The 19,498-nt window shown below is 64.6% G+C and carries 24 protein-coding genes; all 24 read left to right on the top strand.

The features are described 5' to 3' along the window. Nucleotides 1–39: 39 nt before the first annotated feature. The gene (locus KSS94_RS08760) at nt 40–501 is read left to right on the top strand and encodes a hypothetical protein (RefSeq protein WP_225935851.1); all 462 of its coding nucleotides are present in this window, start codon (nt 40–42) and stop codon (nt 499–501) included. 203 nt (nt 502–704) lie between these two features. Next, nucleotides 705–1,046: a phage holin family protein gene (locus tag KSS94_RS08765; protein WP_217842599.1), complete on the top strand. Its 342-nt coding sequence runs from the start codon at nt 705–707 to the stop codon at nt 1,044–1,046. Between the two features lie 91 nt (nt 1,047–1,137). Continuing rightward, complete coding sequence (locus KSS94_RS08770; RefSeq protein ID WP_225935852.1) at nt 1,138–1,401, top strand: HNH endonuclease; 264 nt, start codon at nt 1,138–1,140, stop codon at nt 1,399–1,401. Between the two features lie 141 nt (nt 1,402–1,542). Continuing rightward, nucleotides 1,543–2,079, top strand: a complete 537-nt coding sequence (locus KSS94_RS08775) for a phage terminase small subunit P27 family (RefSeq protein ID WP_217842601.1) — start codon at nt 1,543–1,545, stop codon at nt 2,077–2,079. Beyond that, the gene (locus tag KSS94_RS08780; protein WP_217842602.1) at nt 2,042–3,880 is read left to right on the top strand and encodes a terminase large subunit; all 1,839 of its coding nucleotides are present in this window, start codon (nt 2,042–2,044) and stop codon (nt 3,878–3,880) included. Before KSS94_RS08775 ends, KSS94_RS08780 begins: the two co-directional genes overlap by 38 nt. A gap of 175 nt (nt 3,881–4,055) precedes the next feature. Then, nucleotides 4,056–5,324 carry a phage portal protein gene (locus tag KSS94_RS08785; RefSeq protein WP_217842603.1) on the top strand — a complete coding sequence of 423 codons (1,269 nt, stop codon included), beginning with the start codon at nt 4,056–4,058 and terminating at the stop codon, nt 5,322–5,324. Then, a complete protein-coding gene (locus tag KSS94_RS08790) occupies nt 5,321–6,268 on the top strand; it encodes a S49 family peptidase (RefSeq protein WP_217842604.1) in 948 nt (315 codons plus the stop codon). Before KSS94_RS08785 ends, KSS94_RS08790 begins: the two co-directional genes overlap by 4 nt. A gap of 69 nt (nt 6,269–6,337) precedes the next feature. Continuing rightward, complete coding sequence (locus KSS94_RS08795) at nt 6,338–7,660, top strand: phage major capsid protein (protein ID WP_217842605.1); 1,323 nt, start codon at nt 6,338–6,340, stop codon at nt 7,658–7,660. A gap of 48 nt (nt 7,661–7,708) precedes the next feature. Then, a complete protein-coding gene (locus KSS94_RS08800; protein ID WP_217842606.1) occupies nt 7,709–8,020 on the top strand; it encodes a hypothetical protein in 312 nt (103 codons plus the stop codon). 2 nt (nt 8,021–8,022) lie between these two features. Further along, on the top strand, nt 8,023–8,574 hold the full coding sequence (locus KSS94_RS08805; RefSeq protein ID WP_217842607.1) for a hypothetical protein: 552 nt from the start codon (nt 8,023–8,025) through the stop codon (nt 8,572–8,574). 17 nt (nt 8,575–8,591) lie between these two features. Further along, entirely contained in the window at nt 8,592–8,981 is a 390-nt protein-coding gene (locus KSS94_RS08810; RefSeq protein WP_437180006.1) for a phage head closure protein, read from the top strand. After that, nucleotides 8,959–9,396 (top strand): hypothetical protein, encoded by a 438-nt coding sequence (locus KSS94_RS08815; protein ID WP_217842609.1) that lies wholly within the window; start codon nt 8,959–8,961, stop codon nt 9,394–9,396. Before KSS94_RS08810 ends, KSS94_RS08815 begins: the two co-directional genes overlap by 23 nt. Nucleotides 9,397–9,402: 6 nt before the next feature. Next, on the top strand, nt 9,403–9,999 hold the full coding sequence (locus KSS94_RS08820; RefSeq protein ID WP_225935853.1) for a phage tail terminator protein: 597 nt from the start codon (nt 9,403–9,405) through the stop codon (nt 9,997–9,999). Continuing rightward, on the top strand, nt 9,996–10,178 hold the full coding sequence (locus KSS94_RS08825; protein ID WP_217842610.1) for a DUF2635 domain-containing protein: 183 nt from the start codon (nt 9,996–9,998) through the stop codon (nt 10,176–10,178). Before KSS94_RS08820 ends, KSS94_RS08825 begins: the two co-directional genes overlap by 4 nt. Continuing rightward, on the top strand, nt 10,175–11,677 hold the full coding sequence (locus KSS94_RS08830) for a phage tail sheath subtilisin-like domain-containing protein (protein ID WP_217842611.1): 1,503 nt from the start codon (nt 10,175–10,177) through the stop codon (nt 11,675–11,677). The genes KSS94_RS08825 and KSS94_RS08830 overlap by 4 nt, the downstream gene beginning before the upstream one ends. A 57-nt stretch (nt 11,678–11,734) precedes the next feature. After that, a complete protein-coding gene (locus KSS94_RS08835) occupies nt 11,735–12,082 on the top strand; it encodes a phage tail tube protein (protein ID WP_217842612.1) in 348 nt (115 codons plus the stop codon). Next, on the top strand, nt 12,082–12,396 hold the full coding sequence (locus tag KSS94_RS08840; protein ID WP_217842613.1) for a phage tail assembly protein: 315 nt from the start codon (nt 12,082–12,084) through the stop codon (nt 12,394–12,396). Before KSS94_RS08835 ends, KSS94_RS08840 begins: the two co-directional genes overlap by 1 nt. Before the next feature lie 129 nt (nt 12,397–12,525). Next, nucleotides 12,526–14,547, top strand: a complete 2,022-nt coding sequence (locus tag KSS94_RS08845; RefSeq protein ID WP_217842614.1) for a phage tail tape measure protein — start codon at nt 12,526–12,528, stop codon at nt 14,545–14,547. A 3-nt stretch (nt 14,548–14,550) separates the two neighbouring features. Continuing rightward, the gene (locus KSS94_RS08850; protein WP_217842615.1) at nt 14,551–15,819 is read left to right on the top strand and encodes a DNA circularization protein; all 1,269 of its coding nucleotides are present in this window, start codon (nt 14,551–14,553) and stop codon (nt 15,817–15,819) included. 3 nt (nt 15,820–15,822) lie between these two features. After that, complete coding sequence (locus tag KSS94_RS08855) at nt 15,823–16,932, top strand: phage baseplate assembly protein (RefSeq protein ID WP_217842616.1); 1,110 nt, start codon at nt 15,823–15,825, stop codon at nt 16,930–16,932. Beyond that, nucleotides 16,929–17,492, top strand: a complete 564-nt coding sequence (locus tag KSS94_RS08860; RefSeq protein WP_217842617.1) for a phage baseplate assembly protein V — start codon at nt 16,929–16,931, stop codon at nt 17,490–17,492. Before KSS94_RS08855 ends, KSS94_RS08860 begins: the two co-directional genes overlap by 4 nt. Beyond that, nucleotides 17,489–17,887, top strand: a complete 399-nt coding sequence (locus tag KSS94_RS08865; RefSeq protein WP_217842618.1) for a phage GP46 family protein — start codon at nt 17,489–17,491, stop codon at nt 17,885–17,887. The genes KSS94_RS08860 and KSS94_RS08865 overlap by 4 nt, the downstream gene beginning before the upstream one ends. Continuing rightward, on the top strand, nt 17,877–18,905 hold the full coding sequence (locus KSS94_RS08870; protein WP_217842619.1) for a baseplate J/gp47 family protein: 1,029 nt from the start codon (nt 17,877–17,879) through the stop codon (nt 18,903–18,905). Before KSS94_RS08865 ends, KSS94_RS08870 begins: the two co-directional genes overlap by 11 nt. After that, the gene (locus tag KSS94_RS08875) at nt 18,896–19,498 is read left to right on the top strand and encodes a putative phage tail protein (RefSeq protein WP_217842620.1); all 603 of its coding nucleotides are present in this window, start codon (nt 18,896–18,898) and stop codon (nt 19,496–19,498) included. The genes KSS94_RS08870 and KSS94_RS08875 overlap by 10 nt, the downstream gene beginning before the upstream one ends.

Raw genomic sequence — 19,498 nt, forward strand, 5'->3', positions numbered from 1 at the left:
GTTTTTGTGTTGGGTTGGGATTTACGGGGGATCCTGGTGATGAAAAAGGATGTTGATGACCTTATGCGCCACTGGGGCGAGCAGCGGGCGCGGTATGGGTTGGTGTCTGGCTTGGGTAGCCAGATGGGCAGCATCATGGAGTGGAAAGGGGCAGCGCCTCGCGGTGGTGCCGCAGGTTCGCGTATCCCGGTCAATGGTGTGGGTATGGATCGAGCTGCTGCCGAGGTTGAGGCGGCAGTTGCCGAGCTGGAGCGCCGTGACGAGCGGGGGGTGGTCTTGGCGCGCCTGGCGACCTTCCGCTACCTTCATGGCGCCACGATCCGCGAGCAGATGCGAGTGCTGGGCCTGGCTGAGGATGCCGAGCGCACCTACTGGAACTGGCTTGATGCGCTGCACTTGCAGGTGGTCAGGATCATGATTTCGCGTGCTGGGCCGCATCGGAGTAATACCGTTCGTCGGGTTGGAATGCGCCGAGCGTGCGCCGAGAATGCGCCGAAGTAGCACCAAGGCAGACTACCGAAAACGGCCTCTTTTCGGTTTTGCAGTTCACCGGTAAAAAGGTTCCACGATATCCAAAGTGCGCTTAGGCGCTTCCCCACAAGCACTGTGCTGTGCAAGCCGCTCCGACCTGTCGGCGCACCGAGAACCCTGCCACCCGGCGGGGTTTTCTATTTGCGGCGCCGTGCTTTGCCAATGAGGCTTACATGAACAGCGAGCAACAAGCGTTAGTCGAGATGCCAATCTGGATGGTGATAATCCTGTCCCTGGTCGGCGGTGTGTCAGGTGAGATGTGGCGGGCCGACAAGGCGGGGGTACGTGGTTGGGCGCTGGTCCGGCGCATCGTCCTGCGTTCTGGTGCCTGCATTGTGTGCGGCCTCTCCACCATCATGCTGTTGTATTCGATGGGGGCATCGCTGTGGTCGGCTGCCGCGTTCGGCTGTCTGACCGCCATGGCCGGTGCCGATGTTGCCATCAGCTTGTACGAGCGTTGGGCGGCCAAGCGGCTGGGTGTTTGCGAAGTGCCGCCGGCCAGCCATGAAGGGTAACGAGCGGCGGGGCAGTAGCGCATCACGCGGCTACGGTCATCGCTGGCGGTTGGCCCGTGAGGTGTTTCTTGCGGCCAGCCCGTTCTGCTCGATGTGTTCGACGGATCACCGCCCGGTGGCCGCCACGGTGGTCGACCACAAGGTCGCGCCCCGCCTGCAGGAAGCCAAGCAAGGTGGCGACCCTGACAAGATCAAGGCTGCGTGGAAGTTGTTCTGGGATAAGGACAACTGGCAGCCACTGTGCAAGCTGTGCCATGACTCGGTGAAGCAGAGGCTAGAGCGCAGCGGGCGGGTGGCTGGTTGCAGTCCATCGGGCGTGCCGCTCGACCCCAAGCACCACTGGAATCGGCGCTGACCCCGGCGCCCCGCCGCCCCGACCCGCCGGGGTAGGGGGGGTGAAAAACTTTTTCCTCGCCCTCTCATTGACCGCTTGCCCAACTCGGCGTGCAAAACCGGGAAAAATGAGGGAGGGGGGGTATCAGATCAGGAGGTTTCCATGGCCGGAAACGGTAACTCCGGGCGGCCTGGCCTGCCCGCATCGGTGCATCTGCTCAACGGCAATCGCAGCAAGCTTTCGCCCGCGCAGTTGATGAACGAAATCAAAGACCCGTCGGTACCGGTCGGCGTACCGCCCAAGCCAGATTTTCTTGAGGGCGCTGCGGCTGTCGAGTGGACGCGTATCACCGAGGCGCTGCTGGCGTTGGGCTGGTTGGCGAAGCTTGATCAGATGGCGCTCGCTACCTACTGCCAGGCCTACGCTGACTGGCTGCGCTTCCAAAGCTTGATCGCCAAGAAGAACAGCGAATCGGCAGACGGCCTGGGTGGCGAGGTTCAGACCTTCAAGACCGGCGCCCAGCAAACCCATGTGCTGCGACAGCTGGCCAACGACGCCGAGAAGCGTGCCAACGCGGCCGGCGCTCAGTTCGGGTTGTCACCCCTGGCGCGGCGGAACATGAGAGCCGCCGCGCCGGCTGGGCAAGGAGAGTTGTTCCCGAATGCAGAACGAGACGCTGCCGCAAAGTATTTCACCTGACTGCCGGGTAAAGGGCTTCGCTGCCCAGGTGCTGGCCGGCTCGATCATCGCCGGTCCAGATGTTCGCAACGCTGCCCGGCGGCACCTGCAGGACTTGGAGGGCGGTGCCGAGCGTGGGTTGGTCTGGAACGCTGATGCTGCGCTTCGTGCCATCGGTTTCTTCGAAGATGTGCTGCGCCTGAACGGCGGCGACTTCGAAGGTTTACCGTTCCGGCTGGCGCCGTGGCAGGCGTTCATCGTTGGGAGCCTGTTTGGTTGGTACACCGAGGATGGCTATCGGCGCTTCCGGCAGGCATACATCGAGACGGGCAAAGGCTCTGGCAAGTCGCCCTTGGTGGCCGGGATCGGCCTGTATGGGCTGGTGGCCGACGGCGAGCAGCGGGCCGAGGTCTACGCGGCCGCGACCAAGAAGGACCAAGCGCAGATCCTGTTCCGCGATGCGGTCGCCATGGTGAACATGGCGCCACACCTTGCGGCTCGCTTGGTCCAGTCGGGGCGCGATGAAAAGGTCTGGAACCTGTTCTACCCCGCGACCAACAGCTTTTTCCGCCCGATCAGTTCCGACGAGGGGCAGTCCGGCCCCCGGCCCCATGTGGCGCTGATCGATGAGCTGCATGAGCACAAGACCGCCAGCGCCGTGAACATGATGCGCGCCGGTACCAAGTTCCGGCGTCGGGCGCTGATCGTGATGATCACCAACAGTGGCTCGGACAAGGGCTCTGTATGTGGTCAGTATCACGACCTGGGCGTGCGCATCTGCGAGGGCAAGGAACACAACGATGCGTTCTTTGCCTTCATCTGCTCGCTGGACAAGGGCGACGACCCATTCAAGGAAGAAGCCTGCTGGCCCAAGGTCAACCCCTCGCTGGACTTCATTCTGGAAGGCCAGACCGATGGCATCCCGGGTCGCAAGTACCTGCGAGAACAGGTTGCCGAGGCCAAAGGGCTGCCGGCTAAAGAGGCGGTCGTTCGGCGCCTGAACTTCTGCGAATGGACCCAGGCGACATCGCCTTGGCTGTCGTGGGAAATCTGGAGCCAGGCGGCGGATGGCGTACCGATGCGGGTGCTGCGCAACAGACCGTGTGTCGGTGGCCTGGACCTGTCCAGTACCACGGACTTGACCGCCTTCGTTCTGATGTTCGCCCCAGTGCCTTACGACCCGCACTGGCGGTCGCTCTCGTACTTCTGGATACCCGACGATGACTTGTCGGGGCGTGAGAAGCGCGACCGCGTGCCTTACCTGCAATGGGTAAAGGAGCGCCACCTGGAAACCACGCCGGGGCGCGCGATCAGCAAGCTGCACGTGCTGAGGCGCCTGCAGACGATCTGCGATTACTTCGACGTGCGGCGGATCGCTTATGACCGCTGGCGGATCGAGGATCTGTTGCAACTGATGACCGACAACAGCATCACGCTCCCCGAGCTGCTGCCTTTCGGTCAGGGCTTCAAGGACATGGGGCCGGCTGTGGACGAGTTCGAGCGTCGGCTGTTGGGGCGCAAGACGATGGATCAAGGCGTCATCGACCTTGACCCTACCGAGTATGAAGTTGTGTCGGAGGTCACTACGCCCGTTGAGGCCGAGGTGGTGGAGACTTTGTTGCACGACAACAACCCGGTGATGACCTGGTGCGCCGGTAACGCGGTGATCGTGTTCGACCCGGCTAACAACCGCAAAGTGGATAAGTCAAAGGCCACTGGCCGCATCGACGGCATCGTCGCGGCCCTGATGGCAGTCGGCATCAGCGGTGACATATCCGAAGCGACGGGCAAGTCCGTCTACGACGAAGGGGTGGGAATATGAGGTTGGACATTCTGTCCTGGCTGACCGGCTTGCTGGGCTTCGTCCTGGTAGTGGTTGGTGTTTGGATGGTGTACCGGCCCGCTGCCTTCATGGTGGCGGGCATTGGGCTTCTGTGCTGGGCCTGGCTGGCAGACAAGGCATCAGCTCAGCAAACCGCACGGGGAGGGGGCTGACCATGTTCTTTTCCAGCTTGCGTGCCTCGGGCTCTGGCACGCTGACAAATGCAGAAAGCGGCTTCTGGCGCGGCCTGCTGGGGCGGGGGCGCAGTTCCGCAGGTGTGGCGGTTACGCCTGAGACGGCGCTAGCGCTGCCCATCCTGCAGAACTGCGTGACCCTGTTAGCCGAGACGGTGGCGCAACTGCCGCTGGAGCTGTACCAGCGCAAAGAGAATGGGCAGCGCGAGTCAGCGCTGAATCACCCCCTGTACGACGTGCTGCGCTTCCAGCCGAACCCTTTCCAGACGCCGTGCGAATACCTAGAGCGGCATCAGGGGGCGGCGGGCCTGCGCGGCAATGCATACAGCTTCATTGATCGGCGCGAGGACGGCAACGTGACCGCGTTGTGGTCGCTCAAGAATGAGCAGGTGCAGGTGCTCAAGGGCGCGGACCTGCTGCCGTACTACCAGATCGGTGCCGGCGAGCCGCTGCCGATGCGCATGGTTCACCATGTGCGTTGGTTCGGTACCAGCCCCTACGTGGGGCTCTCTCCCATCGAGCTGCACGCTGACGCGATTGGCCTGACCCAAGCGGTGCGCCAATACACCGGCAAGAGCTTTGCGAACGGTGTGGCGGTCTCTGGTGTCATCGAGCGGCCCCGCGAGGCCCCAGCCATCAAGGATCAGGGCATCATCGACAAGATCGTCGATCAGTGGGGCCAGAAGTTCGGCGGGATGGACAACGCCAAGAAGGTCGCGCTGCTGCAGGAGGGGATGACCTTCAAACCAGTCTCGATGACCAACGTGGACGCCGAGATCGTCGGCATCATGAAGGTGACCGGCTTGGATATCGCGCGGATGTACAAGATCCCGTTGCCCATGGTGAACGACCTGGAGAAGTCGAACTACAACACGTTGGAACAGCTGATGATCCAGTTTGTTGTATTCGCGCTGCTGCCTTGGGTGAAGCGCCACGAGCAGGCAATGATGCGCGATTTCCTGCTGCCAAAGGACCGGCGCAGTTACTTCATCGAGTTCAATCTGTCCGGCCTGCTGCGCGGCGACCAGAAAAGCCGCTACGAAGCCTACGCCATTGGTCGCCAATGGGGTTGGCTGAGCGTGAACGACATCCGGCGCCTGGAGAACATGCCGCCGGTGCAGGGTGGCGACATCTACCTGCAGCCCCTCAACATGGTCGACGCTGGCAAGCAGCCCGACCTGAGCAACCCCACGGTGCGTGCACAGCTTGAAATGCAGCACGCCGAGATCGGGAGGATCCTTGCCCAATGAGTAAGCACTATCTGCGGGCATCCAGCCTGCTGTTCAACCAGCCTTTGCTGGTGACTCCTGACATGCTCGACCTGGGCGTGCGGTGGGCCAACCAGGCGATGAGCCTGAACATCATCAACATCGGAGCCAGCTCGGCCCAGCTCTGGAAGGACGACGATCCTGTCGACCGTCTGGCGCTGGCCGACGAGCAGCGCCGCAGCGCGATTGCCCAAACGGGCGTAGAGGTGGTTCCCGTCAGCGGTGTGCTCGTCAGCCGTGGGAGCCACCTCAACATGTGCGAGACCATGACCAGCTACGAGAACTTGCGTGTGCAGCTGCAGCGCGCAGTCGCTGACCCCATGGTCGAACACATCGTGCTCGACATTGACAGCCCGGGTGGCGCTGCGGTTGGCGCCTTCGAGCTGGCCGAGGATATTCGCGCCATGACCCTGCAGAAGCCCATCACCGGGCTCGTCAACTTCATGGCCTACAGCGGTGGCTACCTGCTGGGCTCTGCCTGCAGCGAGCTGGTGGTCAGCCGCACCAGTGGGGTTGGCTCCATCGGTGTGATTGCCAGCCACATGGACCGCTCGAAGATGGAAGCGGAGATGGGCGTAAAGGTGACCACGGTATTCGCCGGGGCGCACAAGAACGACCTGTCGCCCCATGAGCCCATCACCGACCAGTCGCTGGCCTTCCTCAACAACCTGGTGCAGGAAAGCTACCAGATGTTCACGGCTGCAGTGGCTGAGTACCGCGATATGCCGGTGGCCAAGGTGATCGCTACCGAAGCCGGGCTGTATCGCGGGCAGAACGCGATCAGCGCCGGCCTGGCTGATCGCCTGCAGAACCCCCAGCACGCCGTTGATGAACTGTCGCGCGCTGTTGCGCAAAGCCGTGCAGCACGTCAGTCGAGCCGCATCAGCGTGCGCGCCACGGCGTTGGCGATGCAATCCCTGACCTGACCGCCCAGGCGGTACCCAAAGAATCCCAAGGCCCGCCACGTGCGGGCTTTTTAATGCCCAGGAGGCACCATGTCCCTTGTACTTCAAATGCGTAACGACCGCGCTGGCCTGGTCGCCCAGGTGCAGGCCCTGGCCCAGATTGAGGCTGGCGGCGGTAGCTTGTCTGCCGAGCAACTGCAGCAGTTCACCAGCCTGGAAACCCAGATCAATGACCTGACTGCGAAGATCAAGCGTGCTGAGTCGGCCGAGCAACTGGCTGCAGCCGGCGCGGTTCCGGTCAGCGAGTCGGCCCAAGGCGCCACCAGCCCGCCGGCAGGGTCCATTTCCGGGCCTTTCAGCGAGAAGGCCAAGCCCGGTACCGGTATGGCTCAGATGACCCGTCTGCTGGCGGCAGCCCAAGGTAATCAGCAAATGGCGGCGCAACTGGCCAAAGACGGCGGCTACCCGTCTGATGTTCACATGGCCCTGAGCGTCGTAACGCCGGGTGCTGGCGGTGTGCTCGTGCCGCAGAACTTCGCGACCGACATCATCGAGTCGCTGCGTCCGGTCTCCATCGTGCGCAAGATGGGCGTCACCAGTCTGCCGCTGAACAACGGCAACCTGACCATGCCCCGCATCACCGGTAACACCGTGGTGAGCTATATCGGCAGCGATACCGATATCCCGGTCACTGGCATGACTTTCGGTGATACCAAGCTGTCGGCCAAAACCGCTGCGGCTATCGTGCCGATCTCCAACGATCTGCTGGCCATGAGCGGCGTCAACCCGCGTGTGGACTCCATTGTGGCCAGCGACCTGACCGTCAGCATGGGGCTTTCGGAGGATCTGCACTTCATTCGTGCGGATGGCTCCGGCGTCTTGCCGAAGGGGCTGCGCCACTGGGCGCCTTCGTTCAACGTCCTGACGGCGCCGGCTGTCGCTGATCTCACCCTGGAAAAGATCGATCTGTTCCTGGGCGGGATGATGCTGCGCCTTGAAGCGGCGAACGTGCAGATGAAGTCCTGCGGCTGGCTGATGGCGCCGCGCGTGCTGCGCTGGCTGCAATCGTTGCGTGACGGCAATGGCAACAAGGCCTACCCAGAAATTGACCTTGGGATGCTCAAGGGCTACCCGGTCGGGCTCAGTACCCAGATCCCGGTCAACCTCGGCGCCGACGGCGATGAGTCCGAGATTTACTTCGTCAACTTCGCTGACTGCATGATCGGTGAAGACATGGACCTGACTATCGGTTTCAGCAGCGAAGCGTCGTACAAGGACGCCGAGGGCAACATGGTCAGCGCCTTCCAGCGCAACCAGACTCTGGTGCGCGTCATCGCCAAGCACGATTTCGGGCCGCGCCACGTTGAGAGCATCGTGGTGGCGGTGGCTGTGAAGTGGGGCAAAGGCATGTAAACCCAGGCCCCGCGCACGTGGGGCCGCAACTGGAAGGTGAAGAGATCCATGAGCAATGTAATCGTGAAGTTCACCGGCGCGTGGCGGGGCTATAGCGCCGGGGAAGTCGCCGGTTTTCCCGCTGATGTGGCCCAGTCGCTGATTGATGGTGAGCGCGCTGAGCTGCATGACCAGAAGAAGGTGGCCAAGTCAGCTGCGGCAAAACCCAAACAGGCTGCTAAAGGCGGCACCCAGCCCGGCCCGGCTAAAAACCCTGACGCCACCGACAACCCCGATGACGAAAAGCCGGATGAGTCTGGCAGCGCTGACGACGATAAGCCGGATGAATCCGAAAGCCCTGATGACGATCAGAAGCCGTAACCATGGCGCGCCGCATCGCCTACACGGGGGCGCCCGTGCTGACGTTGGAACAGGTGGCGTTTCAGTGCCACGCTGAACCGGAGGATCTGCAGCCCGAGCTGATCGACCTGATCATCATCCCAGGCGTGACTGCTCAGGGAGAGTCGAAGACGGGGGCCGCGATCCGTGAAGCCGTCTACGAAGAGGATTGGCCGGCGCATTACCCATCGGGCCATGCGCTGGACGTTGGCCAGGTGGTCGCCGTCGAGTCCGTGTTGGTGCTGGGGGAACAGGGTTCGCAGGCCGAGTACGGTGGTCGGGCAGAGGTGGTCCAGGGCGGCAAGGAAAGCTATTTGCGGTTCCCTGATGGTCGCCCGGAAGGCCCGCTGCGGATCCGCTACCGCGCTGGTGTCGATCTGCAGGCGCACCCCGGGGTGCTGAGCTGGATGCTAATGGCCGCTGAAACGGCATTCAGTCATCGCGGACTGCTGGTTGTAGGCCAGACCCTGACCGAGTTGCCGTCCAGCTTCGTCGACCACCTGCTGGCGGATATCACCGTCCCCCCGAGGTTCTAGCCATGGCCTCGGGAGGAATGAGGGGCATTCGTGAGCCCGCATCGGGCGAACTGACCCATCGCATGGAAGTGAGGGTACGCGTTGATCGGCCCGATGGTGTGGCGCTTAAGCCCGAGTACACGGCGGTATGCAAGCGTTGGGTGAAGGTCGAGCCGCTAGGTACTGCTGCTTACACTAGCGCCCAGCAGACGGAAAGCAAGGCTACCCACCGCCTGTACTGCCGCCACATCGAAGGCCTGAGTGACGCGCATGAGTTTGTGGCGCGAGGTCGGGTGTACCGCGTGCGCCGGCCAACAGAGCTGGGCGGGCGTACCGTCTGGTCGGTGGTCGAGGTCGAGGAACTGGGGCCGGACGTTCCGGCGCCGAGCACAGGAGGCGGCAGCGATGGCCAACTCGGTTTCGGTTGACGGGTATCTGCACTTTGAAGGCTTTGATGCCTTCGACCGCGAAATCTTCAACAAGCGCAAGGTGCGCGCCGGCATGCGCAAGGTGGGCGTGCTGATCACTGGCCGTGCGCAGATGAACCTGGCCCTGGGCGGTGGTGAGGATGGTTACCCAGTCAACCGCAGTGGCGCCACTACGGACTCGATCGGCTTCAAGTTGTCGCGATCCGGTTTTCTGGTGCGTATTGCGCCCACCAAGACCTCAAGCATGCGGGCGTTTTATCCGGCCTACCTGCACTACGGCGTGCGCTTGAAAAACGGGGGCGGGTGGCGAGTCAAGCCGCGCGACAACTACATGACTGACGCGCTGACGGATTCCCGGGCGCAGGTGCAGCAGATCCTGTCTGCAGCCTTTGCCAGCGCGTTTCTGGACAACTGAGGGCCTATGCGAATCACACCCATCATTGAGCACCTGAAAGCCGAGTGCCCGCAGTTCGTTGGCAGGATTGCCGGCGGCCTGGACTGGGATCCGGTGCACGGTTGCCAGCAGGTCGATTGCCCGGCGGCCTTTGTGCTGCCGGTGGGCGACACGGCTGACGAGCCATTGGCTCATAACGCCGCCGCCCAGGTGGTGCGCGACTCTTTCGACGTGTGCGTGGTGCTGGACAACCGCGACGAGCGCGGCCAGTCGGCGGCCGACCTGGTGCACGACGTTCGCACCACGCTGTTCCGGGCGCTGGCGGGCTTTCAGCTCGATGACGCCGAACCGATCTGCTACGACCGTGGCGCCTTGATTCTGATGAATCGGGCCAAGGTGGTCTACGGCTTCCGCTTCTATGCGGAAACGCAGCTGGGCGGCTTCGGCGGGGATGCATCGGACAACCCGCAGACCTGGCCAGAGCTGGCTCAGAGCCGCCTGCCTCCGCTGGAAGGCATCCGCACCAACGTCGATTTCATCGACCCCATGGTCGACAAGAACCTGACCCCGACCGGCCCTGACGGGCGAATCGAGGTCACGCTACGCGAGGATATCCCGCAATGAAAACCATCAAGGTCAAGCCGGCCCCGGGGCGCGCCTGCCCGATGCCGGAGAAGGGCGGCGCTCTGCTGCCCGTTGCAGGCGATGACGTACCGCATAACGCCTACTGGCAGCGCCGCCTGGATGCCGAAGACGTCGTGCGGGTTGAGCCCAAGAAGGCCACCAAGGAGGTCAAGGTATGACCGTCTCGTATAACGGCATTCCCAGCGACCTGCGGGTGCCGCTGTTCTATGCCGAGGTTGATAACAGCATGGCCGGCAGCGGCGCTTCCGGCACGTTGCGCCGGCTGATCGTCGGCCAGGTCAACGACGACGCCGACAGCGAGGAAATCGGCACCCTGGTGCTGGTGTCGCGCCAGTCCGAGGCGGTGGCCATCGCGGGTGCCGGCTCGATGCTGGCCGCTATGTTCGCGGCCCATCGCGGCATCGACGTGGCCGGGGAGGTCTGGTGCCTGCCGGTGAAAGTCACCGAGGGCGCCGCCGCCAAGGCAACCGTTACCGTAACGGGCGCTGCGTCGGCCACCGGCCTGGTGAATCTGTACATTGGCGGTACCCGTGTGCGCACCACGGCCACCCCCACCATGAATGCGGCGGCCGTGGCCAGCGCCGTGGCGGAAAGCGTCAACGCGGCAGTTGACCTGCCGGTGAAGGCCACCGCCGCCGCCGGCGTGGTCACCCTGGAAGCCAAGTTCAAGGGCGAGCTGGCCAACGATCTGCGCATCGAGCTGAACCGCCGGGGCCGGGCCAACGGCGAGGAAAGCCCGGCCGGCCTGGTGCTGGTGGCCACCGCCATGACCGGCGGCGTCGGCACCCCCGACATGGCGCCACTGCTGGCCGCCCTGGGCGACGAACCGTTCGAGTTCTGCGCGCAGCCGTGGACCGACAGCGACACGCTGGACGCCTGGAAAGACACCATGGACGACAGCGCCGGCCGCTGGTCGTGGTCGAAGCAGCTGTGGGGGCACGTCTACAGCGCCAAGCGCGGTACCGTGGGCCAGCTGGTTGCGCTGGGCAGCCAGCGCAATGACCCGCACATGACCGTCCTGGGTTTCGAAACCAGCGTGCCACAGCCTGTTTGGCAGGTCGTGGCCGAAGCGGCGGCGCGCACGGCGGTGTTCATCAACGCCGACCCGGCCCGGCCGACGCAGACCGGCGTGCTGCCGGGGCTCGACCCGGCCAAGGCAAGCGACCGTTTCATGCTGACCGAGCAGCAATCGCTGCTGAGCCACGGCATCGGCACGTTGTACTACGAAGGCGGTTACATGCGCCTGCAGCGCGCGGTGACCACGTACCAGAAAAACGCCTACGGGCAGAACGATGATTCGTTCCTGGACAGCGAGCCGCTGCACCAAAGCGCCTACGTGCTGCGCTACTTGCAGGGGATCATCACCAGCAAGTACGGCCGCCACAAGCTCGCCAACGACGGCACCGCCTTCGGCCCCGGCCAGGCGATCGTCACCCCGCGCGCGATCCGTGGCGAGCTGTTGGCGGGCTATCGCTATCTGGAAACCTTGGGGCTGGTCGAGAACTTCGAAGCGTTCAACGCCAACCTGATCGTTGAGCGCGACGCGACCAACCCGAACCGCCTGAACGTGCTGTACCCGCCGGACCTGGTGAACCAGTTGCGCGTGTTCGCGCTGCTCTACCAGTTCCGCCTGCAGTACGCCGCAGACGCCGCCTAAGCCGCGTCAACGTCCACCCCAGCCCGCCCTGTGCGGGCTTTTTTGTGAGGGCCTGTTATGGGTCAGAAAGTCGCGGGTACCTGCTACATCAAAGTTGACGGTACTCAATTGGTCATCACCGGCGGTGTCGAGGTGCCGGTTTCCAAGGTCAAGCGCGAGACCGTCACGGCGGGATACTTCAAAGAGGAAGACCGCATTCCTTTCACCAAAGTTGATGCGGTGAAAGCGCCCGGCACTGACTGGGACAAGATCACCAACGGCACCAACATGACCATTACCTCTGAATTCAAGGACGGCAGCAGCTACGTGCTGTCCGGCGCCTATGCGGTGGATGACGTCAACGTCACCGCCGACGACGGCAAGGTTCCGCTCAACTTCGAAGGCGTATCAGGAGACTGGCAGTAATGACCACCACTATCGAACTCAGCACCCCTATTCAGGCCCATGGCGAGCAGTTGACCGAACTGGCCCTGCGCCGCCCGACCACCCGCGAATGCCGCCAGATCGGCCAGTTGCCGTACCGCATCGAGAAAGACGAGTCGGTCGGCCTCAACCTCGACGTAGCGGCCAAATACATCGTGGTCTGCGCCGGCATTCCCGGCAGTTCGGTCGACCAGCTGGACGTCACCGACCTGAATGCGGCGGCCTGGGCGCTGGCCGGTTTTTTCATGGCGTCCCCCCAGAGGAAGGAAGCGACGGAGGAAGCCTCGCCGGCCTGACGCAACTGGTCTACGACCTTGCTTGGTACTGGAAACTCAGTCCCGAGCACGTCAAGGACTGGGCGCTGGATGACCTGTTAGAGGGCTACGCCAACGCGAGCCGAATTCAAGCCATAGCGGGGGCAGGGGATGGCGGATAAATTCCAGCTCAAGGCGCTGATCACCGGCGTTGACAAGCTGTCGCCGGTGCTGACCGGTGTGCGCAAGAACGTGGCCACGCTGCGCAAGCAGATCAACGCCTCGGGCCTCGGCAAGATCACATTCGCCGATGCCGTCCAGGGCGGGGCCATCGCGGCCCCGTTCGTGATGGGCGTCAAAGCGGCGATGAACTACGAAAGCGCCATGGCGGACGTGAAGAAGGTCGTCAACTTCGACACGCCCGAGCAGTTCAAGGCCATGAGCGACGACGTGCTCGACCTGTCCGAGCGCCTGCCGATGGCGGCCGACGGCATCGCTGCCATCGTCGCCGCCGGCGGCCAGTCGGGCATTGCTCGGGAAGAGCTGGGCCGCTTCGCCGAAGACGCGGTGAAAATGGGCGTCGCCTTCGATCAGACCGCCGAGCAGTCGGGCGAAATGATGGCGAAGTGGCGCACGGCCTTTCACCTCAATCAAGACGAGGTGGTCACCCTCGCCGACAAGATCAACTACCTGGGTAACACCGGTGCGGCCAGTACGGCGCAGATTTCGGCCATCGTGACCGCCATCGGTCCGCTGGGCGAGGTGGCCGGGGTCAACGCCGGGCAGTTGGCGGCGATGGGCTCGGCCCTGGCCGGGGTGGGCATCGCCCAGGACGTGGCCGCCACCGGCATCAAGAACTTCATGTTGACCCTGACCGCCGGCACGGCGGCCACCAAGTCGCAGAAGGAGGCCTACAAGGCGCTGCGCCTGGACGTGAACGAAATCGCCAAGGGCATGCAGACCGACAGCGAAGGCACCATGAACAAGGTGCTGCAGACGTTGGCCAAGGTCGACAAGGAAAAGCAGGCAGCGGTACTTACCAACCTGTTCGGTAAGGAGTCGGTGGGGGCCATTGCACCGCTGCTGACCAACCTCGACACCCTGCAGAAGAACTTCAAGAGCGTCGGCAAGGAAGGTGGCTTCGCCGGGTCGATGAATGCGGAATACACGGCGCGGGCGGCGACCACGGCCAACGCCGTGCAACTGTTGATGAACCGGGTTACCCGCCTGGGCATTTCGGTCGGTTCGATCCTGCTGCCGCCGTTCAACGACTTTCTGGCGTTTGTCGGGCCTTTGGTCAGCCAGGTGTCCGAACTGGCCGCCGCCCACCCGGGCCTGGTGAAAGGCATCCTCGGTGCAGCGGTGGGCTTCACCGTGCTGCGTTTGGCGGCTTTCGGCGCCACGGCGGCGCTGACCATCATGAACACCGTGGCCAGCATGAGCCCCATTGGCCTGATCGTGCGCGGCATCGCCCTGGCGGCGGGCTTCGTGATCGCCAATTGGTCGACCATCGGGCCGTACTTCCAGCGGGCGTGGGAGGCGATCCGGGGGCCGCTGATGGGGCTGTGGCAGGTGATGAAAATGGTATTCAGCTGGACGCCGCTCGGCTTCGTGATCGCCAACTGGGGGCCGCTGTCGGACTTCTTCGCGGCCACCTGGGAGCTTATCAAGGCGCTTGCGGTGCCGTTCATGGGCTTTCTGCAGACGGTCTTCGAGTGGACCCCGATCGGCCAGGTGGTCAAGCACTGGGAGCCGCTGGTGGCCTTCTTCAAGGGGCTGTGGGATCGCTTGAGGCCGATCATCGAACCGATGATGAAGTTTTTCAACATCGACGCGGATGGCTCGGGGGTGATCAACGCCGCCACCGACAAGGTGAAGGGCTGGACCGCCGAGCAGCAGGCGCGCAACGGTGTGACCGACGATGCCGGCGCCCTGGTGCGGCCGCTGCGCACCACGCCGGAGATGTACCCCGGCATGGCCAGCTCGGCCAACCTGCTACGCGCCCCAGGCGGCCCAGCACCGGGCTCGCTGATCCAGCAGACAGCGCAAGGCCAGCGGCAGGGGCTGGAAGGCTCTATCGCGGTGCGCTTCGAGAACGCCCCGCCAGGTATGCGGGTCGAGGAAGCCAAGACCAACCAGCCCGGCGTGTCTGTATCGCAGAACGTGGGCTATCGCTCACTGGGCAGGGGGTAATCCATGGCTGAACAAACTTGGCGTGACCAGCTGCTGCCCGCGTCGTTTCGCGGGGTCGGCTTCTTTGTCGACAACGAGTCAACGCCTGCTGGCCGCCGGGTGCAGGTGCACGAGTACCCGCAGCGCGACAAGCCCCTGGTGGAGGATATGGGGGCCAAGACGCGAAGCCCGAAAATGACCGGGTACGTCATCGGCGATGACTGCTTTGTTCAGCGCGACAACCTGCTGCACGCGCTGAACCAGCCGGGCGCGGGGGAGCTGGTGCATCCCTGGTATGGGCGCATGAACGTCACCGCCGGCGACGGCTGCGACGTGTCGCACGACCGCAAGGAAGGCGGCATGGTGCGCTTTCAGCTGGAGTTCATCGAAGACGGCGAGAAGGGCTATCCCGTTGGGGTGCCCAACACTGCCGCGCAGCTTGAGGATGAATCGGAAAGCTGGCTGGACTCGGCCCTGGCCCGCTACAAGGCGGCTATGGCTCTGGTCAACCGGGTGCGGATAGCCGCGGTGCAGCTGCAGAACGGCATCGCTGGGGTGCAGATGGCGATTCAGGGGGAGTTCAACCAGATCGCCAGTGCGATCACTTCGGTGCAGGCGCTGGCCGACATGGTGGCCAACTTCCCCGACAACCTGGCCACCATGGTGGGCGCGCAGTTTTCCGGCTTCACCGACGGTTCGCGCTGGGGGAGCGAGGACGACGACACGGGTTTCGCGGTCCTGGCCGGCCTGGCCAGCAGTGCGACCCAGGCGGCGGCCGGGCTGACGGCGGCGGCTGCACCTGCCGGCGGCCAGGCGTCGGTGGCGGCGGCTACGGCCACCCGTGACTTGGTGCGTGACGCGCTGCTGGTCAAGGCGGTGCAGGTGGCCGCACAGATGCCAGTGGTGCAGGCGCCGGTCGCGCTGCCCGGGGTGCCTTCCCTGGAGCAGCAGGTGGGCACGCCGATCAGTCGCCCGGAGGTGCCCGCCACGGACGACGTTCTGGCGCTGCGTGACGCGCTCAGCGAAGCGATTTGGCAGGCAGGGCTATCAGCCCCGCCGGATCACTTCGCCGTGCTGCAGCGCACCCACAAGCGCCTGCGCGCCCACTTGACCAAAGTGGCCATGGCCGGTGTGCGCCTGGTCGACGTAACCCCGAAAGAAAGCCTGCCGGCCGTGGTGCTGGCTTACCGACTGTACGGCGACGCCACGCGCGCCGAGGAAATCGTTACGCGTAACAAGGTGGTGCACCCGGGTTTCTTGCCGGTGGATGCCTTGCGCGTCGCCCAGGAGTAACCCATGGACCCACTGAACGCTGTCACGCTGCGCGTGAACGGCATGGAGTATGGCGGCTGGAAGAAAGTGCGCATCGGCGCCGGCATCGAGCGGCAGGCGCGGGATTTCAGCCTTGACGTGACCTGGCAGTGGCCCGGCCAGGCCCAAGAAATCCCGATCCGTCAAGGCGACCGCTGCGAGGTGCTGATCGGCGAAGACCTGGTGCTGACCGGCTGGATCTTCGCCACGCCGGTGCGCTACGACGCCCGGCAGGTCACGCGCTCGATCAGCGGCCGATCGCTGACCGCTGATCTGGTGGACTGCTCTGCAGTGAACAAGCCGGGGCAGTGGAAGGGCCAGAGCGTGCAGCAGATCGTCACCGCGCTGGCCGGCGACTACAACATCGCCGTGCGCAGCCAGGTGGCGGAAACCAGCAAGGTGGCCGACCACACGATCGAGCCCGGCGAAACCGTGTTCGAGTCGATCGACCGCCTGCTGACTCTTTCGCGACTGCTGTCCACCGACGACACCCGGGGCCGCCTGGTGATCATCAAGCCGGGCAGCGCCGGCCGCGCCGTCGACAGCCTGGTGCTGGGCGAAAACCTGCTGAGCGGAGAGGCTGATTTCGATTTCTCCGGGGTGTTCTCCGAGTATCGCGTCACCGGCCAGCGCTCGGGCACCGACAGCAGCCACGGCGCGAAGGCCAGCGAAATCAAGGCCACGGCTGCCGACCCGCGTGCTGCCCGCAAGAGGGTGCTGTTGATTCATGAGAGCGGCCAGATGACCCAGGAGCTGGCCAGCGCGCGGGCCAACTGGGAGCGCGGCAACCGCATGGGCAAAGCCCTGATGCTGAAATACAAGCTGCAGGGTTGGCGGCAGTCCAACGGCGCCCTGTGGCTGCCGAACATGCTGGTGCGCATCGTTGACCCGGTGATCGGCATCGACCGCGACATGCTGATCAGCGAAATCGAGTACAGCCTCGACGCCGGCACCCTCTGCAACATCACCGTAGGCCCGCCCGATGCCTTCGACCCCGAGCCGAAAGACCCGCACAAGTCGCGCAAGCTCAAGAAGGGCGGCAAGGCCGACAACTTCGAATACCTGATCCCCGCCGACTGGAAGCCAGGCACATGAACGCATTCAGACAGATCGCCAACTTGATCAGCCGGGGCGTTGTCTCCCTGGTCAACCCGGGCAGCCAGATGCAGGGCCTGCAGATGCGCCTGCATGCCGACGAAGTGAAGGACAACATGGAGCACATCGAGCCCTACGGCTTCACCGCCCACCCGCACCCCGGCGCCGAGGGCATCGCGCTGTTCTTCGCCGGCGACCGATCCCACGGGGTGGTCATCAACGTGGCCGACCGCCAGTTTCGCGTGGCAGGCCTCAAGGCCGGCGAGGTGGCGATTTACACCGACGAGAAAGACACGCTGATTTTCAAGCGCGGCAACGTCGTGGAGCTGACCACCAAGACGTTTCGCGTCAATGCCGAAACGGCGGTCGAGGTGAACACCCCGACGTTCACGGTCAATGCGTCATCCAGTGTCCAGATCAATACGCCGGAAACCGCTACCACCGGCCGCATCGTCTCGACCGGCGACCAGATCGCCGCCGGCGTGAGCCAGGTCAACCACCCGCATCAAGGCGTGACCAAGGGCCTTGAACAGAGCGGCCCGCCAGTGGTGGGCGCATGACGCTGCTCGATGACGAGTCGGAAAGCGCTTGGCGGCGCGCGGCGGTGATCAGCCTGCTGACCTGGCGCCGTGCTGACGCCGATGACGCGCTCGATGACACCGAGCGTTACGGCTGGTGGGGAGACAGCTTCCCGAGCGTGGCGAATGACCGTATCGGCTCGCGGCTGTGGCAGCTGCGCCGGCGCGCCTTGACCGACGCCACAGTGCGCGACGCCGAGGTGTTTGCCCGCGAGTCGCTGGCCTGGATGCTCGATGACGGGAGGGCGCTCAGCGTGTCCGTTACGGTAACGCGCGGTACCGACCGGCTGAACTTGGCGGTGCTGATCGGCCTGCGTGACGGCACGCAGGTGGACTTTCAACTAGACAATCTGTGGCAGGTGATCCATGCCGTTTAGCATTCCAGCCCTGCCCGAACTGATCAGCCGCGAGCAGTCGGCGCTGGCGGGCTCCAGTGCCCTGCAGCGCAGCGACGCCGAGGTGCTGGCCCGGGTGTTCGCGGCGGCCTCCTACGGCCGCTATGGCCAGCAGGCCTATATCGCCGACCAGATCCTGCCGGACACCGCCGACGAAGACACGCTGCGCCGCATGGCGCGGGCCAGGCTCAAGCGTGATCGCTTGCCGGCCGTGGCGGCGAATGGCCCGGTGCTGTTCACTGGCGCGGCTAACGCACCGATCGACGCCGGCGTGCTGCTGCAGCGCGACGACGGCGTGCAGTTCAAGGTCGTCACCGGCGGCCCTGTCGGCGCCCTGGAAGTGGTGGCGGTGGACGCTGGCCAGCTGGGCAACACCGAGCCCGGTACCGTGCTGCGCCTGGTGTCGCCGGTGCTGAGCGTCAACGAGACGGCCACCGTGGCCGCCCCGGGGATCGCCGGCGGCACCGAGCAAGAAACCCTTGAGGCGCTGCGCGCGCGGGTAATTCGCTCATACCGGGTGATTCCGCACGGCGGTAGCCAGAGCGACTATGAAACCTGGGCGCTGGAAGTGCCGGGGGTGACCCGGGCCTGGATCGTGCGGCACTGGATGGGGGCGGGCACGGTGGGGGTGTTTTTCGTGCGTGACAACGACGTGGACCCGATCCCCACCCCCGAGGCCTGCGCGGTGGTGCAGGCCTACATCGAGCAGGAGCGCCCGGTTACAGCTGAGCTGTACGTGCTGGCCCCCGTGGAAAAGCCGGTGCAGTACCAGATCAAGGTCACCCCAGACAGTGCGGCCGTGCGCCGCGCGGTAGAAGCCGAGCTGGTCGACCTGCACCAGCGCGAATCGGACCTGGGCGCCGGATTGTTGAGGACGCACATCGGTGAGGCCATCAGCGGCGCCACCGGGGAGCGTGACCACACCCTGGTGTATCCCGCCGGCAACGTCGAGGCGGCCAAGAATGAGCTACTGACCTATGGGGGTTTGACGTGGTTGTGACCCGCACAGCGACCGACTACTACGCCCAGTTGCGCAGCCTGCTGCCGCCTGGGCCGGCCTGGGATATCGAGTTCAACCCCGAGGTTGACCAGCTGCTGAAGGCGGCCGCCGACCTGCTGGCCGCCGAGGACAAGCGCGCCCTGGACCTGCTCGCTGAGTCGGACCCCGACACGGTGCGCGAGCTGGTACCGGACTGGGAGCGGGTCATGCAGCTGCCGGACCCCTGCCTGGGGGACTCGCCACTGTTCGAAGACCGACGCCTGGCCGTGCGCCGGCGACTGGTCGAGGTCGGCGGGCAGACCCCGGCTTACTTCGTGGAGCTGGCCGTGGCCCAGGGCTACCCGAATGCCAAGGTGATCGAGCACCGGGCGCCGCGCTTCGGCCGGTCGCGCTTCGGCTCGGCCCGCTTCGGCACCTGGGCGGCGCAGTTCATGTGGACGCTGGACACCGGGCCGCGCCGGCGGATCGGGCGCCGCTTCGGCGCCGCGTACTTCGGCGAGACGTTCGGCGGCAACCCTAACGGGGCGCTCGAATGTGTATTGAGGCGCAGCGCTCCGGCGCACGCCCTGGAATTTATCAAGTACGGGGAATAA

Origin of the sequence: Pseudomonas fakonensis, from assembly GCF_019139895.1 — a bacterium.
Lineage (GTDB): Bacteria > Pseudomonadota > Gammaproteobacteria > Pseudomonadales > Pseudomonadaceae > Aquipseudomonas > Aquipseudomonas fakonensis.

What these genes read in the sequence shown, in the direction of transcription:
- KSS94_RS08810 (WP_437180006.1), top strand. Translation starts at nt 8,592, where the DNA reads ATGAGGGGCATTCGTGAGCCCGCATCGGGCGAACTGACCCATCGCATG.
- KSS94_RS08820 (WP_225935853.1), top strand. Translation starts at nt 9,403, where the DNA reads ATGCGAATCACACCCATCATTGAGCACCTGAAAGCCGAGTGCCCGCAG.
- KSS94_RS08825 (WP_217842610.1), top strand. Translation starts at nt 9,996, where the DNA reads ATGAAAACCATCAAGGTCAAGCCGGCCCCGGGGCGCGCCTGCCCGATG.
- KSS94_RS08780 (WP_217842602.1), top strand. Translation starts at nt 2,042, where the DNA reads ATGCAGAACGAGACGCTGCCGCAAAGTATTTCACCTGACTGCCGGGTA.
- KSS94_RS08815 (WP_217842609.1), top strand. Translation starts at nt 8,959, where the DNA reads ATGGCCAACTCGGTTTCGGTTGACGGGTATCTGCACTTTGAAGGCTTT.
- KSS94_RS08795 (WP_217842605.1), top strand. Translation starts at nt 6,338, where the DNA reads ATGTCCCTTGTACTTCAAATGCGTAACGACCGCGCTGGCCTGGTCGCC.
- KSS94_RS08870 (WP_217842619.1), top strand. Translation starts at nt 17,877, where the DNA reads ATGCCGTTTAGCATTCCAGCCCTGCCCGAACTGATCAGCCGCGAGCAG.
- KSS94_RS08865 (WP_217842618.1), top strand. Translation starts at nt 17,489, where the DNA reads ATGACGCTGCTCGATGACGAGTCGGAAAGCGCTTGGCGGCGCGCGGCG.
- KSS94_RS08770 (WP_225935852.1), top strand. Translation starts at nt 1,138, where the DNA reads ATGTGTTCGACGGATCACCGCCCGGTGGCCGCCACGGTGGTCGACCAC.
- KSS94_RS08850 (WP_217842615.1), top strand. Translation starts at nt 14,551, where the DNA reads ATGGCTGAACAAACTTGGCGTGACCAGCTGCTGCCCGCGTCGTTTCGC.
- KSS94_RS08775 (WP_217842601.1), top strand. Translation starts at nt 1,543, where the DNA reads ATGGCCGGAAACGGTAACTCCGGGCGGCCTGGCCTGCCCGCATCGGTG.
- KSS94_RS08760 (WP_225935851.1), top strand. Translation starts at nt 40, where the DNA reads ATGAAAAAGGATGTTGATGACCTTATGCGCCACTGGGGCGAGCAGCGG.
- KSS94_RS08805 (WP_217842607.1), top strand. Translation starts at nt 8,023, where the DNA reads ATGGCGCGCCGCATCGCCTACACGGGGGCGCCCGTGCTGACGTTGGAA.
- KSS94_RS08785 (WP_217842603.1), top strand. Translation starts at nt 4,056, where the DNA reads ATGTTCTTTTCCAGCTTGCGTGCCTCGGGCTCTGGCACGCTGACAAAT.
- KSS94_RS08790 (WP_217842604.1), top strand. Translation starts at nt 5,321, where the DNA reads ATGAGTAAGCACTATCTGCGGGCATCCAGCCTGCTGTTCAACCAGCCT.
- KSS94_RS08835 (WP_217842612.1), top strand. Translation starts at nt 11,735, where the DNA reads ATGGGTCAGAAAGTCGCGGGTACCTGCTACATCAAAGTTGACGGTACT.
- KSS94_RS08845 (WP_217842614.1), top strand. Translation starts at nt 12,526, where the DNA reads ATGGCGGATAAATTCCAGCTCAAGGCGCTGATCACCGGCGTTGACAAG.
- KSS94_RS08840 (WP_217842613.1), top strand. Translation starts at nt 12,082, where the DNA reads ATGACCACCACTATCGAACTCAGCACCCCTATTCAGGCCCATGGCGAG.
- KSS94_RS08855 (WP_217842616.1), top strand. Translation starts at nt 15,823, where the DNA reads ATGGACCCACTGAACGCTGTCACGCTGCGCGTGAACGGCATGGAGTAT.
- KSS94_RS08800 (WP_217842606.1), top strand. Translation starts at nt 7,709, where the DNA reads ATGAGCAATGTAATCGTGAAGTTCACCGGCGCGTGGCGGGGCTATAGC.
- KSS94_RS08830 (WP_217842611.1), top strand. Translation starts at nt 10,175, where the DNA reads ATGACCGTCTCGTATAACGGCATTCCCAGCGACCTGCGGGTGCCGCTG.
- KSS94_RS08765 (WP_217842599.1), top strand. Translation starts at nt 705, where the DNA reads ATGAACAGCGAGCAACAAGCGTTAGTCGAGATGCCAATCTGGATGGTG.
- KSS94_RS08860 (WP_217842617.1), top strand. Translation starts at nt 16,929, where the DNA reads ATGAACGCATTCAGACAGATCGCCAACTTGATCAGCCGGGGCGTTGTC.